14 protein-coding genes, 1 tRNA gene and 3 pseudogenes are annotated in these 13,272 nt (G+C 56.0%); 16 read left to right on the top strand and 2 right to left on the bottom strand.

Translation table 11 applies throughout. The annotated features are described in order from the left end of the window. Positions 1–3 precede the first annotated feature (3 nt). The 9 genes and pseudogenes from MU846_RS03380 to MU846_RS03340 all read left to right on the top strand — a co-directional run. Positions 4–708 (top strand): annotated as a pseudogene (locus MU846_RS03380) (RHS repeat-associated core domain-containing protein); the annotation flags it as partial. 267 nt (positions 709–975) lie between these two features. Continuing rightward, entirely contained in the window at positions 976–1,509 is a 534-nt protein-coding gene (locus MU846_RS03375; RefSeq protein WP_246948427.1) for a hypothetical protein, read from the top strand. A gap of 92 nt (positions 1,510–1,601) precedes the next feature. Next, a pseudogene (locus MU846_RS03370) lies at positions 1,602–1,718 on the top strand (transposase); the annotation flags it as partial. A gap of 72 nt (positions 1,719–1,790) precedes the next feature. After that, a pseudogene (locus tag MU846_RS03365) lies at positions 1,791–1,883 on the top strand (transposase); the annotation flags it as partial. Positions 1,884–2,200: 317 nt separating this feature from the next. Continuing rightward, on the top strand, positions 2,201–2,599 hold the full coding sequence (locus MU846_RS03360) for a hypothetical protein (protein WP_246948426.1): 399 nt from the start codon (positions 2,201–2,203) through the stop codon (positions 2,597–2,599). Positions 2,600–2,770: 171 nt separating this feature from the next. Continuing rightward, complete coding sequence (locus MU846_RS03355; protein WP_246948425.1) at positions 2,771–3,196, top strand: hypothetical protein; 426 nt, start codon at positions 2,771–2,773, stop codon at positions 3,194–3,196. A 198-nt stretch (positions 3,197–3,394) separates the two neighbouring features. Next, complete coding sequence (locus MU846_RS03350) at positions 3,395–3,730, top strand: hypothetical protein (RefSeq protein WP_246948423.1); 336 nt, start codon at positions 3,395–3,397, stop codon at positions 3,728–3,730. 79 nt (positions 3,731–3,809) lie between these two features. After that, positions 3,810–4,322, top strand: a complete 513-nt coding sequence (locus tag MU846_RS03345) for an RHS repeat-associated core domain-containing protein (RefSeq protein ID WP_306799248.1) — start codon at positions 3,810–3,812, stop codon at positions 4,320–4,322. A 189-nt stretch (positions 4,323–4,511) separates the two neighbouring features. Then, complete coding sequence (locus tag MU846_RS03340) at positions 4,512–5,045, top strand: hypothetical protein (RefSeq protein WP_246948421.1); 534 nt, start codon at positions 4,512–4,514, stop codon at positions 5,043–5,045. Between the two features lie 197 nt (positions 5,046–5,242). On the opposite strand, the gene MU846_RS03335 is transcribed toward MU846_RS03340, so the two are convergent. After that, positions 5,243–5,333: transfer RNA gene (locus tag MU846_RS03335), tRNA-Ser, on the bottom strand. Positions 5,334–6,074: 741 nt separating this feature from the next. Between MU846_RS03335 and MU846_RS03330 the strand changes: the two genes are divergently transcribed. The 6 genes from MU846_RS03330 to MU846_RS03305 all read left to right on the top strand — a co-directional run bounded on the left by MU846_RS03330 (position 6,075) and on the right by MU846_RS03305 (position 10,817). Further along, the gene (locus MU846_RS03330) at positions 6,075–6,518 is read left to right on the top strand and encodes a Dps family protein (RefSeq protein ID WP_246948419.1); all 444 of its coding nucleotides are present in this window, start codon (positions 6,075–6,077) and stop codon (positions 6,516–6,518) included. 167 nt (positions 6,519–6,685) lie between these two features. Then, positions 6,686–7,090 (top strand): CBS domain-containing protein, encoded by a 405-nt coding sequence (locus MU846_RS03325; protein WP_246948417.1) that lies wholly within the window; start codon positions 6,686–6,688, stop codon positions 7,088–7,090. Between the two features lie 107 nt (positions 7,091–7,197). After that, entirely contained in the window at positions 7,198–8,064 is an 867-nt protein-coding gene (locus MU846_RS03320; RefSeq protein WP_246948415.1) for a crotonase/enoyl-CoA hydratase family protein, read from the top strand. Positions 8,065–8,194: 130 nt separating this feature from the next. Next, on the top strand, positions 8,195–8,689 hold the full coding sequence (locus MU846_RS03315) for an Mpo1 family 2-hydroxy fatty acid dioxygenase (protein WP_246948409.1): 495 nt from the start codon (positions 8,195–8,197) through the stop codon (positions 8,687–8,689). Between the two features lies 1 nt (position 8,690). Then, positions 8,691–9,512 (top strand): helix-turn-helix transcriptional regulator, encoded by an 822-nt coding sequence (locus tag MU846_RS03310; RefSeq protein WP_246948408.1) that lies wholly within the window; start codon positions 8,691–8,693, stop codon positions 9,510–9,512. Positions 9,513–9,548: 36 nt separating this feature from the next. Further along, on the top strand, positions 9,549–10,817 hold the full coding sequence (locus tag MU846_RS03305; protein WP_246948407.1) for a bifunctional O-acetylhomoserine aminocarboxypropyltransferase/cysteine synthase: 1,269 nt from the start codon (positions 9,549–9,551) through the stop codon (positions 10,815–10,817). Here MU846_RS03305 and MU846_RS03300 read toward each other — a convergent pair. Further along, positions 10,808–11,809 carry an AraC family transcriptional regulator gene (locus tag MU846_RS03300; protein WP_246948406.1) on the bottom strand — a complete coding sequence of 334 codons (1,002 nt, stop codon included), beginning with the start codon at positions 11,807–11,809 and terminating at the stop codon, positions 10,808–10,810. The genes MU846_RS03305 and MU846_RS03300 overlap by 10 nt on opposite strands. A 130-nt stretch (positions 11,810–11,939) precedes the next feature. Here MU846_RS03300 and MU846_RS03295 point away from each other — a divergent pair, with 130 nt between their 5' ends. After that, positions 11,940–13,271: a flavin-containing monooxygenase gene (locus MU846_RS03295; RefSeq protein WP_246948405.1), complete on the top strand. Its 1,332-nt coding sequence runs from the start codon at positions 11,940–11,942 to the stop codon at positions 13,269–13,271. Position 13,272 lies beyond the last annotated feature (1 nt).

Here is a 13,272-nt window from a genome sequence, read left to right as displayed (position 1 = left end):
CTTGGCAACCTGTTAGAAGTGGAACTGCCCGGCGATATCACTATCGACTACCTCATCGACGGCCAGAACCGCCGAATCGGCAAGAGAGTCAACGGCAGCCTCACTCAAGGCTTCCTGTACCAGGACCAGCTGAACCCGATAGCAGAACTGGATGGTAACGGTAACGTGATCAGCCACTTTATCTACGCCGATCAGCCCAATGTGCCGGCCTACATGATCAAAGATAGCAACACCTACCAGATCATCAGCGATCACCTGGGCAGCCCCAGGCTGGTGCTGGACGTGGCCACCGGTCAAGTTGCCCAACGCCTTGAGTACGACGTATGGGGCAATATCACACAAGACACCAACCCAGGCTTTCAACCATTCGGTTTCGCCGGCGGTATCTATGATCAACACACCCAACTCACCCGGTTTGGGGCTAGAGATTATGACGCTCATAGTGGGCGGTGGACGGCGAAAGATCCGATTCGGTTTAGCGGAGATGGGCCGAACCTTTATGGGTATGTTTTGAATGACCCGGTGAACTTTATTGATCCCCGGGGTGAATTCGGCATTCCCGGCGCCGCCATTGGTGCAGCTATTGGGGGCGTGTCAAGCTTTGTCGGCACTTTGGTCACTGGCGGCTCTATAGGTGAAGCTGCCATGAGCGGAATTATTGGTGCTGGAGCAGGCGCTATGGCTGGCTTTTCCCTGGAGGAAGTTTAATTAAAGGCGCATTGTCGGGGGCCGTCTTGGGAGGGGGGCGAATGCTATTGCACAAACGACCGCGATACATAGAGATCCGAGTAAATCATTAAGTAATGATTTCAAGTGGGGAGCGGTCGGAGGCTCTGCATTGGGTGGTTTGCTTTCAGGCGGCATGCATGCCCATGCCCCTCAAGGGCCAATGGGCAATATCGTTACGGGCCTTCGGGGTTTCGGTGTTAATCTGACTGCTGGGGCGGTTACAACACGTTATGTCGGCGGGCAGTGATGATAAGAATGGTAGTGTGTGATGATAGATTGGGAAAGAAGGGGCAAGGGGTTTTGTTTCTTCCTGTGGGATTGGCGTGTTGTGGATATCAAGTTTATTGGGGTTTGATGACTATATTTTCTGACGAACTTTTAGGATTTGAGTCCGTAAATGTTTTCTTTATCTGGCTGCTTCTAATTTTCGTGACGGTGTTTTTTATTTATTTGTTAGCCGGAGGAGTTGTTCTTTTAATTAATTCTTTAGGCGCTGTGCAGTCTGTCTTCGAAGATAAAAGGAAGCGTTTTTTTTTGAGAACTTATTGGGGTAAGGAAATCGAGCTTCACCCGCCTGAAAAAATTTCGATAGAGAGAATAAAAAGAGAGCCTTTTCTAAAGATGATGACTCTTCTAAGTAAAGAAAATTCAAACTGGAAGGTCTCAATTAATGGTAAGGGGGCGTTTTTCCTTAATGGTGATATTTCCGGGAGTAAGGAGTTTGTAGGCAGGCTACAATCGCTAACTGAAATAAATACGAGAAGTTCAATGGAAGGTTAAGCTATCGTGAGTAGTAAATAATAGGCATGGCAAGCCCCCGATATTCTAGACACTCGATAGCGTTACAATAACGCATCGAGGAGGTGTCTATTATGAGCGGTAAACGCTACCCGGAAGATTTCAAGATTGAGGCGGTTCGTCAAGTGACGGATCGGGGGTATAAGGTGTCCGAAGTCGCGAGCAGGCTTGGCGTAACGGTGAAAAGCCTGGGTAATCCCCCCGAGAACTAGCGGTGCTCAAAAGTAGAGTTTTCTCGTAATCTATGACGAAGGAGATTCTGCATGAAGAAGTCACGATTTTTGGACAGCCAGATCCTGGCGATTCTGAAGCAAGCTGAGTCCGGCGTGCCGGTGCCGGAGCTTTGCCGGGAACACCAGGATCGGTGACAGGCAGTGCTGTCGCGGGCGGGGCCGCAGGTGGCGCTGCTGGCGCGGCAGCTGGTCGAGCAAGGGGAAGGGCGTGTTGGGCGCGGTCGCTGGGGGGGCTGTCGCGGGTGTTGCTGCAAGTAATCTGCCGGCTCCAGCCGGCCATGGAGCTGGCGGGTTAATCGGTGGAGCTATATCGGGAGCGTCTACTGGGGTGGCTAGAGGTGGGTACGCTGGGGCCGTCGGGGGAGCAGTTGGTGGGATGGTAGAAGCGGCCCTTACGGCGGGGTGTGGATGTGAGGGTTAGAATAAAAAGGAATTTAACCATGTGCATCAGCGCCATGCTGTCGCTTGTTACCTTAACGCTAGGTTTTGTGATGTTCTGGATAAAGATAGAAGGGGCTTTTTTACCCTTCTACATGCTTTTGTTGTGTTTACCCCCAAGCTGGATTTTGCTTCAGGGTGTTTATGCTGTGGATTCAACAGCTAGAAAAATACTATATTCCGATGATGAGAACTTTTCTTTATTAAAGGTGGATCTGATTTTTTTAATAAAAAATCTATATTTGAAGTTCGTATTCGTTATGGCTCTCTTGTTTTCTATGGCCTATTTTATGGTGCCAGAGAATGGCGACTTTGCGGGGAGTTATTATAGTTTATGGGCTTGGATAATGGCTCAGTCTTTATTCGTTTTTTTACTAGATAAACTAATGCCTCTAAAGTGAGGTGCGGAGTGTTGACACAATTGTTGGTGGTACGTCGCCACAAGTCCGTTGAGGGGCCATCTGCTGTGGCTACGGGAGGGCGAAAAGCTGGCTACGCAGGAGCGATAGGAGGGGCGGTCGGCGGCATGGTGGGAGCTGCTCTTACTGCTGGTTGCGGGTGTGGAGAGTAGCATGGGTAGAAGCTGGATAATGGGTATTTCTGCCATACTATCGCTTTCAATTTTGGTGCTGGGCTATCTGATATTCTGGCTGAGATTGGAAGATACTTTTAAGCACATCCACTTGGCATTCTTTGCTTTGCCTTTAGGCTGGATATTGGTGGATGGGGTTGCTCTGGCGCGCTCGCTTGCCGTGAAGAGCTTTGATTGTGAATTAGAGAGTTGTTTTTTTATTCTGAGAAATAAAATAGTTGCGTCTGTAATTGTTACATATGTTAAATTTGCTATAATGATGTCTTTTCTCTTCTTAATGGTTTGTTTTTTGGTGCCGAGTGAAGGGCCCTTTAAGGGTGAAAGCTATATTGTATGGAGTTGGGGAGCGGCTCAGATTTTGCTGGCTATTTTTTTGGACAAAATACTGCCGCTGAATGAAGAGTAAATTATCATGACGTGTCTAGGACGATATTGGCAGCTTGGTCGTCCATAAAATCCTGCTTCACTGGATAACAACACCTCCGGGGGGAAAGTATAGTTCAGACTCTTTGCCAGTGTCTTTGGATGGTGGCAAGAATGTTGGTCTCAGAGCTTCTGTATCAGTTGGGGCAGAGTTTGGTAGTTATACTAACTGGTGATTGGTGTGGATATTAATTTTAGGAGGGTGAAGTTTTGGTTTTGGTTTGCTGTGATTGTTTTCTTGGGGTTGACCTTTTTTATCAACCTGGCCTGGGTTCTTGATGAAGATCGGGGTCGAGCGATTAGCTATATTAACCAAAGCGATGTAGTGATTTCTGAGGTGGGAGATATCCAAGAAACCCGGCTTTGGAAAAGACTTACTTATTATGGAGTCAGTTCAGACCCGGGGTACAAGAAAATGTTCTTTACAGTTAAGGGGAAGAAGGGAAGCTTGCAGGTGGTTGTGTTATTCACTGGAAAGGAAAGTAATGAAATTATTGAACTCAAGATATTGGATTAGAATATTTTATATAGCGAGGGGCCAACGTGCCGGCCTGTATGATCAAAGGAGGTAACACCTATCAGGTCACAGCGATTACCTGGGCAGCCCCAGGCTGGTGGTGGACGTGGCCACCGGTCAAGTCGCCCAACGCCTTGATTACGACGTATGGGGCAACATCACACAAGATACCAACCCAGGCTTTCAACCATTCGGTTTCGCCGGCGGTATCTATGATCAGCACACCCAGCTCACCCAGTTTGGGGCGAGAGATTATGACGCTCATAGTGGGCGGTGGACGGCGAAAGATCCGATTCGGTTTAGCGGAGATGGGCCGAACCTTTATGGGTATGTTTTGAATGACCCGGTGAACTTTATTGATCCAAATGGTGAGTTTCTACAGGTCGTCGTCGGGGCGGTAATTGGTGGTGTGTCTGCGGGCATTGGCGCAACAGTGACAGGTGGAAGTTGGGGCGATGTGGCAACTTCCGCTTTGGTTGGCGCTGCTATTGGGGGGCTATCTGCTTTGATTCCTGGTTCGGGCAGTCTTTTGGCTGCTGTGGGGCGGGGGCCGCTCTTGGAGCTGGAGGCAATGCAGTTGGACAGGGCATGACTATCTATAACGACCCGTGTATCTCGAAAAATGATTTTAACTGGGGGAGCGTGATAGGTTCTGCGGTAGGTGGCTCTGCATCTGCTGGTTTGACTTACGGAGCTGGCTCAGGAGTTACAGCGATGATAGTAACTTCCGGTCGTTCCGCAATGGTTGGAACGACGGCCAACGTAGCTGGCCAACAAATGTATGGGAGGTAAAGCAGTGCCTTCGAGCAGATGTTACGACAAGCGCTACTTCAAAAGCGGAACTGAGTTTTTATTCGATTTGAGGGTGTCGATCCCATTTTCATTTCTTTTTATCTTTGTGGCATTTCGCTATATGTGGGGAGACTTCCCTTTTTTCGGGTCTAAAGGAGAGTTTACCAAAGAAGATGCTATGTTTTTTTGGGTTTTCCTCTATTTGATCTACCTCTCGCTTGTTTGCCCGATAATGTTTTTTGAAGGAAGGAGAAGTATTATGTTTTTGAAGGTTTCTGAGAGTGGCAGAATATTTTCCAAAGATTACTCTGGGAAAGATATTAGATGGGAGTTTGGTGATGTTAGTGTTTCAAAAACAGCGCCCTTCCCTTTTTGGAAAAGACATCTGTATAGGACAAGCCTGCTTTCCAAAAAAAATGGTAACTACCAGCTGCTGGATAAGAAAACAGGCAGGGTTTATCTGGCTAACGGCGATTATTTTTCCGATTGTCTTGAGGGCCTTGTTGGCATGAAAGACTCGTAGGATTGAGTGCGTAATGGGCCTCTGTCAGGATCGGGGGAAAGATTGTTCGGCGCTCTGTGCCCTAACCCTTTCGGGGTCGTCTTCGCTGCGCTGTGAGATACCTTCTGCTTGCTTCGCAGGATCGGTTGAAGCCGTGGGCTTTTATCCGCATGCTGCATAAACAAAAAAACCCGGCTTTTAGCCGGGCTTCGTGTTTATGGCGGAGAGGGAGGGATTCGAACCCTCGTTACGCTACTAACGTAAACACGATTTCGAGTCGTGCGCTTTCAACCACTCAGCCACCTCTCCATAAAAACTTTCCTGCACCACCGACCTGCTGAGTTCTGCCGGCGGTGCTTGCGCACCGCAGTCGTGCGCTTGATTCGGCGCTTTGCGCCTCACCCCTTCGGGGCCATCACCGCGTGGCGGCGATGTTCGCTGTGGCCGCCGATGGCGGCCTTGCGTCAACCACTCAGCCACCTCTCCATAAAAACTTTCCTGCACCACCGACCTGCTGAGTTCTGCCGGCGGTGCTTGCGCACCGCAGTCGTGCGCTTGATTCGGCGCTTTGCGCCTCACCCCTTCGGGGCCATCACCGCGCTGCGGCGATGTTCGCTGCGGCCGCTGACGGCGGCCTTGCGTCAACCGCTCAGCCACCTCTCCATAAAAACTTTCTGCACCACCGACCTGCTGAGCTTTGCCGGCGGTGCTTGCGGAGGCGGCATTCTACCCGCCTGCTGCGGGCTTGACGAGGGGGAGTCGTGCTGCTGGCGAAAATGGGCGAGCTGATAGCTTTATGCTATGGGTGCCTTGGTGTCCTTTTGATGGATCAATGTGCTCGGCAGGGTTATATTAATCGGCAAGTCGTTGTTCTGGCGGCGATTAGTCGTGACAGGGAGCGGGGCGGCGTAGTGGAGTGCGGGGTTTTTGTGGTGCTTTGCCGAGGTGCCCGGTGCTCTGGAGGCACGTTTTCGTTCTGTGTGGGGTGTGTCATTATCATTGGCACGCGCCTGGGCCAGCCAGGAATAAAGTAATCAAGGAGGTGGTTTCATGAATCGCAATCCGGAAGTCGCGGCGGCGTTGGCTCGCTTGTTGGCGGAAAGCTACACCCTGTATCTGAAAACCCATAATTTTCACTGGAACGTCACCGGCCCGCACTTCCATGCGCTGCATACGATGTTCGAGGAGCAGTACACCGAGCTGGCCACGGCGGTAGATGAGATCGCTGAGCGCATTCGTGCGCTGGGTCATCGTGCGCCGGGTTCTTACGCTGAATTCGCACGGCTTTCTCAGGTGAAGGACGCCGAAGGCGAGCCGGATGCGCAGGCGATGCTGGCCGAGCTGGCGGCGGATCACAAATTGTGCGCCGAGCAGTCAGATCGTGTGCTGCGTGTGGCGCAGGAGCATAACGATGAGGGCACGGCATCCTTGGCTGGCGGACGAATCGAGCTGCATGAAAAAACGGTCTGGATGCTGACTGCGCATCTGGGCTGATAGCCAGCAGCTGCACACCGCCGCGGGCATGTAGGTTGCCCACGGCGGTGGACGATGAGCGACCAGGCTTGAGCCGGGCGCCTCGTGCCTTCCGGGCAGGGCGTGGTGAGGCAAGGCCAGGGCCGACAGGGTTGCCTGTCGTCTTTGAATGAGCGAGGAGTGTAGTAATGGGGTTGGTAGTGAAGGAAGTGATGGCGCGTCATTCGCCGTCCATCGCGCTGGGGACAGCCATTACCACGGTGGTGGAAACGTTGTTGCGACACAAGATTACCGGCTTGCCGGTGGTGGATGCTGAATCCCGCGTGGTCGGTTTTGTCTCCGAGCAGGATTGCCTGCGCAGCTTGCTGGTTTCCAGCTATCACTGCGAAGGCTCCCCGAAGGTCGACGATGTGATGCATCGGGAGCCGCTGACGGTATCGCCGGAAGCGTCGGTCGTGGATATGGCCGAAATGATGGTCAAGCAGAAGCCGAAAGTGTATCCCGTAGTGGATGAAAGCCAGCGTCTGGTCGGGCTGTTGCTGCGCAGCCAGGTGCTCACGGTGCTGAAGGACAATCGCAACCAGTGCGATTGATCTGCTGCGTGTTTGCCGACCGGCGAGCGCGCAGGTAGTTTTGGTCATGGGGCTCGCCACGGGCCGCTGCTATCGTCGATGCTTTCGCGCTATGCCGGAGAGCATCGATGCAATACCACGACATTCTCTATCAGGTCAGTGATCGTATCCTGACAATCACACTCAACCGCCCGGAGCGGCTCAATGCATGGACGCTGCGGATGCGCGACGAGATGCTGCACGCGTTGCAGCGAGCCAATGAAGACGATGATATAGGCGTGATCGTTGTCACCGGGGCCGGCCGGGTGTTTTGTGCCGGTATGGAGTTGGACCGCCCGGAGGGCAACATCTTTGGCTACGATACGCCCCAGGGTGAAGTGCTGGATATTACGCAGATTCGTGATTCCGGGGGCGAGCTGTCACTGGCGCTTTATCGCTCGAAAAAGCCCGTAATAGCGGCGATCAACGGGGCAGCTATCGGCGTGGGCATCACCATGACACTGCCGATGGATTTCCGCATTGCCGCGGCCGGCGCCAAGGTGGGTTTTGTGTTCAGCCAGCGTGGCATTGTGCCGGAGGCGTGTTCCAGCTGGTTCCTGCCTCGGTTGGTGGGGATGCAGGTTGCTCTCGAGTGGATGCTCTCCGGTGAAATTTTCAGTGCAGAGGAGGGCCAGGAAAAGGGCCTGTTCCGCACCGTGACGGAAAAAGAAGATGTGTTGCCAGCGGCCTACGCGCTGGCGCAAAAGCTGCTGCACAAAACCTCGGCGGTATCGCTGGCGCTCACGCGGCAGATGCTGTGGCGTAACCCCTCTTTTGAACACCCCATGCAGGCCCACTGTGTGGATTCCCGCCTGATGTATATCACTAGTGAGCGCTTGGATGGCCGCGACGGCTTTCGCGCCTTTCTGGAAAAGCGGGACCCGGTATTTAGCGCCAAAGTGTCGGAAACCGTGCCGGATCAGTTCGATTTCTGGCCGGAGCCGCCGTTGGCCTAGTGCCGGTCAGGTTGCGGCTCCGGCGGGCAGGGCCGAAGATAGGGTAGCGTTTTCATACAAGCCTGAGCACGGTGGGAATGCCTAATATCAGGCTATATTCGAATAACAGCCCGCAGGGCAGGGAGGAATCATGCGCAACTTGCAGCAATTTCTGGCTGATTACGGCGAGAGCCACCAAAATCCGGTGAACCAGTGGGTGCACTTCTTCTGCGTGCCGGCGATCTTTTTCTCCACCCTGGGCCTGTTGTGGCTGGTGCCCATCGGGCAGTGGCTGGGGCTGGAAGGCGGCGCGGCCCGTTGGGTGAACGGTGCCACGGTGCTCGGTGCTCTTTCGGCAATTGTTTACCTGCGCCTCTCCTTTGGCGTGTTCCTGCTGATGGTGGCGTGGTTTGCCGCATCGGTGGCCGGCATCCTTGCCATCCAGAGCGCCGGCTGGTCGTTGTTCTGGATTTCGCTGGTGGTGTGGGTGGTGGCCTGGGCCGTGCAGGTGTGGGGGCACAAGGTGGAAGGCAAGAAGCCCTCCTTTGTCGAAGATCTGGTGTTTTTGCTGATCGGGCCGATTTTCGTGTGCGTCGAAATCGCCGCACGGCTTGGCTTGCGGGTGCCTTACGCCCTGCATCGCTGAATTGTCTGGCCAGCCCTTGAATGGCGTGTTGTGTCTGTGGCGCGGCGACTGGCTGTTTATCGGCCGGCCACAGGCCAACCGGCCCCATCGGCATGTGGCAGCCTCGTTGCTGTGCGGCCTGCATCAACCTTTTGAGCTGGAAGTACGCGGCGAACAGCGCCTGACGCGTCTGGCGCTGGTGGCACCAGAAGTGCCGCAGGCGCTGACGCCGCCAGCCGATGGCGCGATGCTGATCGCCCACCTTGATCCTGATACCGACGCCTGGCTCGCCGTTGCCGGGCATCTTGCAAACGGTCGCGAAAGCTGCGACCTGCCCTTCGATGCTGCCTGGGTGGCCATGGCGGAGGCCGTGCTGGCGCAACCGGATGCCACGGCTGCCGGCGCCTTGCGGGCGGCGCTGCTGGAGAGGCTGCGCTGCCCGGCGCCGCCGCTGGATGCACGAGTGCGTGTGGTGGCAAAACTGCTGCGTGATGCACCGCCGGAGCAGCTGGATGTGGCGGCTCTGGCCGAGCCGGTGGCGCTATCCGCCTCGCGCCTGGCGCGGCTGTTCCGCGAGCAGACCGGCGTAACCCTGCGGCGCTTTCTCTTGCACCTCAAGGCTGCCGAGTTGTTTCATCTCTGGCGCAGCGGCATGAGCGTTTCGGCGCTGGCGGCGGCCAGCCGCTTTTACGATCAGCCTCATCTGGTGCGCACGACCCGCGAGATGTTCGATGCACTGCCCTCGGAATACATGGCTGGCGGGTTCCATATTCTGGATTGCACCGGCCAGGCGGGGCTCGCTCCGCCCGGGGGCTTGGCCAGCAGCCCCTTGTGTTCGCTATAGTGCTACCTGAGTGAAACCCAGGGAGTACAACATCTCATGAAAGCCGAAACCATCGCCATCCACGGCGGTTTTGCCGGTGATCCGGAAACTCATGCCGTCGCGGTGCCGATCTACCAGACCACCAGCTACTACTTTGACAACACCCAGCACGGGGCAGATCTGTTTGATCTGAAGGTGCCGGGGAATATTTACAGCCGGATCATGAATCCTACCAATGCCGTGCTGGAACAACGTGTGGCGGAGCTGGAGGGCGGTGTTGGCGCGCTGGCCATGGCATCGGGCATGGCGGCGATTACAGCTGCCATCCAGACGCTCGCCCGGGTCGGCGATAATATTATTGCCACAAGCCAGCTGTACGGCGGCACTTACAACCTGTTTGCCCACACCATGCCGACACTCGGCATTGAGGTGCGTATGGCTGACGGTGATGATCCGGCCGCCATCGCGGCGCTGATCGATGACCGTACGCGGGCGGTGTTCTGCGAATCAATCGGCAACCCGGCCGGCAACGTGCTGGATCTCCAGGCGCTTGCCGATGTGGCGCACAAGGCAGGCGTGCCGCTCATCGTCGACAACACCGTTGCCACGCCGGTGCTATGCCGGCCGTTTGATTTTGGCGCCGATATCGTGGTGCATTCGCTGACCAAATACATGGGCGGCCACGGCACGACAGTGGCGGGCATCATTGTGGATTCGGGCAAGTTTCCGTGGAAAGACAACCCGCGCTTCCCGCAATTCAATGAGCCTGATCCGTCTTACCACGGCGTTGTCTACACAGAGGCCTTGGGCGAGGCTGCCTTTATCGGCCGTGCTCGCGTGGTGCCGCTGCGCAACATGGGCGCTGCGCTGTCACCTTTCAACGCATTCCTGATCCTGCAGGGCATTGAAACGCTGGCGCTGCGCATGGAGCGCCACTGCGAGAATGCGCAGAAAGTGGCGGAATACCTGAAAGGCCACAGCAAGGTGGAGTGGGTGAAGTATGCCGGCCTGAAAGATGATCCTTACCACGCGCTCGCACAACGTTATATGCGTGGTACGCCAGCTTCCATCCTCAGCTTTGGTGTTCAGGGCGGGCGGGAAGCGGGCGCACGCTTTATTGATGCGCTGCAAATGGTGAAGCGGCTGGTCAATATTGGTGATGCGAAAACGCTGGCGTGCCATCCGGCCACTACCACGCACCGTCAGCTCAATGATGACGAGCTGAAAAAGGCGGGGGTGTCGGCGGATCTGGTGCGCCTGTCGATCGGCATCGAGCATGTGGATGATATTCTGGCGGATATCACCCAGGCGCTGGATCAGGTCTGATCATTGGCTGCCGGCCCGCGTTCCCGGAACCGGGCCGGCGTCACGCCAGCCCAGCGTTTGAAGGCTTTGGCAAACGCGCTCTCATCGGAAAAACCCAGCGCCTCGGCAATCTCGGCGATGCGCTGATCCCCGCGTAGCCGCTCCTCAGCCATGCTTAGCAGCGTGGCATCGCGCAGCAATTTGAAGCTGCTGCCTTCCTCGGCCAGCCGCCGGTTGAGATGTCGCCCGCTCAGCCCCAACTGCTCTGCCACCCGTTCCTTGCCCCACTCGGGGTGTGCCCGCACCAGCGCGCCCACCTTGTGCGCCAGGCTGGCACTGTCGCTGTGGAGATTGGCCAGCATGGCATCGGCAACACCACGCAAATGCTCACGCATGGCCGCGTTGGCCTGAATCAGCGGAATATCCAGATCAGCTGAACGGTAGACCAGATAATAGCTGGCCTGTCCGAACTCAAGCGGGCAATCGAGCAATGCCCGATACCGGGTCATGTCGGCGCGAGCGGCATGGCGAAAGCCAAGCTCCGTGGGCGCAAACTGGTGGCCGGTCATCCACCGCGACAAATGCACCAGGCAGCCCAGCACCGCCTCTGCGCGGATTTCCACCAGCGTATCGAAGCCGGGGCGGTAGTGCAGGCGCAGGCCGTCGGGCAGCGGCTCGGTTTCGAAATGGCTGCCTTCGCTGATGATCGGGAAATATTCCAGCAGCGCTTCCAGCGCGCCGCCAAGCGTGTCGCAGCTCATCAGCAGCAAGCCCACGCTATCAAGGTGCCCCACCTGAATTTCCAGGCCCACTCGCAGGCCGATCAGCGGATCACCGCTGGCTTCGCTCAAGGCGGCCCAGAGCTGATCCTGTGCCGCCAGCGGCATCCGCTCCGGCAGCAGCTCGGGCGCCAGTGCTTCGTGCAAGGCCGCCGGCAGAGAAACGCCCAGCCGCGTGGCGGCTTGCAAGATAGCCTGGCTGAAGCGGGGTGTGACGGTGGGTGGCTGCGGCATCCGTATATCCTGGCAGGGGGCCGTCTCGAATTGACAGGCAGGCGTCCTGAAAAAGCCGGTACAAGGTGGCTGCATTGTCCTAGGCTTGAGACAGTTGCCCGCATGGCAAGCATAACAAGAAGGAGAGCTTATGTACGCGTTAATAGGTGCCGGCCCGATGGGGCTGGCCGCGGCCCGGAATTTGTCCCGGCTGGGCATTCCCTTTGTCGGCCTTGAGCAGCATGTGGATGTGGGCGGCTTGTGGGATATCAATAATCCGCACAGCACCATGTATGAAACAGCGCATCTGATTTCGTCAAAAACGATGACGGAATTCGCCGAGTTTCCGATGGCCAGGGATACTCCGGATTATCCTCGTCACGACCAGATGCAGGCGTATTTTCAGAATTATGCACGGCACTTCGGCCTCTACGATCACTATGAATTCGCGACTCGTGTGCTGCGCCTGGAGCCCGAGGGCGATGGCTGGCTGGTCACCACCGAGCGTGAAGGTATCCGCCGTACCCGCCGCTTCCAGGGAGTGCTTATTGCCAACGGCACCTTGCACCATCCCAACCTGCCTGAGCTGCCCGGCGAGTTTGCCGGCCGGCTGATGCATTCCAGCGAATACCGTTCGCCGCAGCAGTTGAGCGGGCAGCGCGTGCTGGTGATGGGTTGCGGCAACTCGGGTGCCGATATCGCGGTGGATGCCGTGCACCACGCCAGCAGCGTCGATCTCTCCTTGCGGCGCGGGTATTATTTTCTGCCCAAATTCCTGTTTGGCCGCCCGATAGATACGCTGGGCAAGCTGAAGCTGCCTCGCCGCCTGAAACAGTGGCTGGACGGCCATCTTATTCGCATGGTGATGGGGCGGCCCTCCAACTACGGCCTGCCGGATCCCGATTACCGGATCTATGAATCGCACCCGGTAATGAATTCGCTGGTGCTGCATCATCTCGGGCATGGTGATATTCGCGCTCGCCGGGATATCGCATCGGTACAGGGCAATACGGTGCATTTTACCGATGGCGAATCGGCTGATTATGATCTGATCCTGGCCGCCACCGGTTACAAGCTGCATTACCCGTTTATTGATCGTGAACATCTCAACTGGCCGGAAGGCGTGGGTGCTCCGCAGCTTTACCTCAACGTATTTCATCCGCAGCACGACAACCTGTTCATGTTGGGTATGGTTGAAGCGGCGGGTCTTGGTTGGGAAGGGCGCAATGAACAGGCGAAAATGGTGGCGCTGTTTATCCGGGCGCTGGCTAACGGCTCGGCAGCTGCCGAACGGCTGCGCGAACAAAAACGCACTGAAGCAGGCAATACCGAGGATGGCGGTTTCAATTATCTGAAGCTGGAGCGTATGGCGTATTACGTTCACAAGGAAAGCTACCGCAAGGCGGTGCTGGCGCAGATCCAGGCGTTGCAAACGGGCGTGAAGAGCGGTGCCCTCGATTCAACTGCCGCCGGGGTGCGTTGAA

This window comes from Alcanivorax quisquiliarum (genome assembly GCF_023051175.1).
GTDB classification, from domain to species: domain Bacteria; phylum Pseudomonadota; class Gammaproteobacteria; order Pseudomonadales; family Alcanivoracaceae; genus Isoalcanivorax; species Isoalcanivorax quisquiliarum.
Note: the sequence above shows the minus strand (reverse complement) of the source record. Positions and strands in the feature narration are given on the sequence as shown.

Excerpts from the sequence above, each read along its gene's own strand:
- MU846_RS03375 (WP_246948427.1), top strand. The coding sequence starts at position 976 with ATGATAAGAATGGTAGTGTGTGATGATAGATTGGGAAAGAAGGGGCAA.
- MU846_RS03360 (WP_246948426.1), top strand. The coding sequence starts at position 2,201 with ATGTGCATCAGCGCCATGCTGTCGCTTGTTACCTTAACGCTAGGTTTT.
- MU846_RS03355 (WP_246948425.1), top strand. The coding sequence starts at position 2,771 with ATGGGTAGAAGCTGGATAATGGGTATTTCTGCCATACTATCGCTTTCA.
- MU846_RS03340 (WP_246948421.1), top strand. The coding sequence starts at position 4,512 with ATGGGAGGTAAAGCAGTGCCTTCGAGCAGATGTTACGACAAGCGCTAC.
- MU846_RS03330 (WP_246948419.1), top strand. The coding sequence starts at position 6,075 with ATGAATCGCAATCCGGAAGTCGCGGCGGCGTTGGCTCGCTTGTTGGCG.
- MU846_RS03325 (WP_246948417.1), top strand. The coding sequence starts at position 6,686 with ATGGGGTTGGTAGTGAAGGAAGTGATGGCGCGTCATTCGCCGTCCATC.
- MU846_RS03320 (WP_246948415.1), top strand. The coding sequence starts at position 7,198 with ATGCAATACCACGACATTCTCTATCAGGTCAGTGATCGTATCCTGACA.
- MU846_RS03315 (WP_246948409.1), top strand. The coding sequence starts at position 8,195 with ATGCGCAACTTGCAGCAATTTCTGGCTGATTACGGCGAGAGCCACCAA.
- MU846_RS03305 (WP_246948407.1), top strand. The coding sequence starts at position 9,549 with ATGAAAGCCGAAACCATCGCCATCCACGGCGGTTTTGCCGGTGATCCG.
- MU846_RS03300 (WP_246948406.1), bottom strand. The coding sequence starts at position 11,809 with ATGCCGCAGCCACCCACCGTCACACCCCGCTTCAGCCAGGCTATCTTG.
- MU846_RS03295 (WP_246948405.1), top strand. The coding sequence starts at position 11,940 with ATGTACGCGTTAATAGGTGCCGGCCCGATGGGGCTGGCCGCGGCCCGG.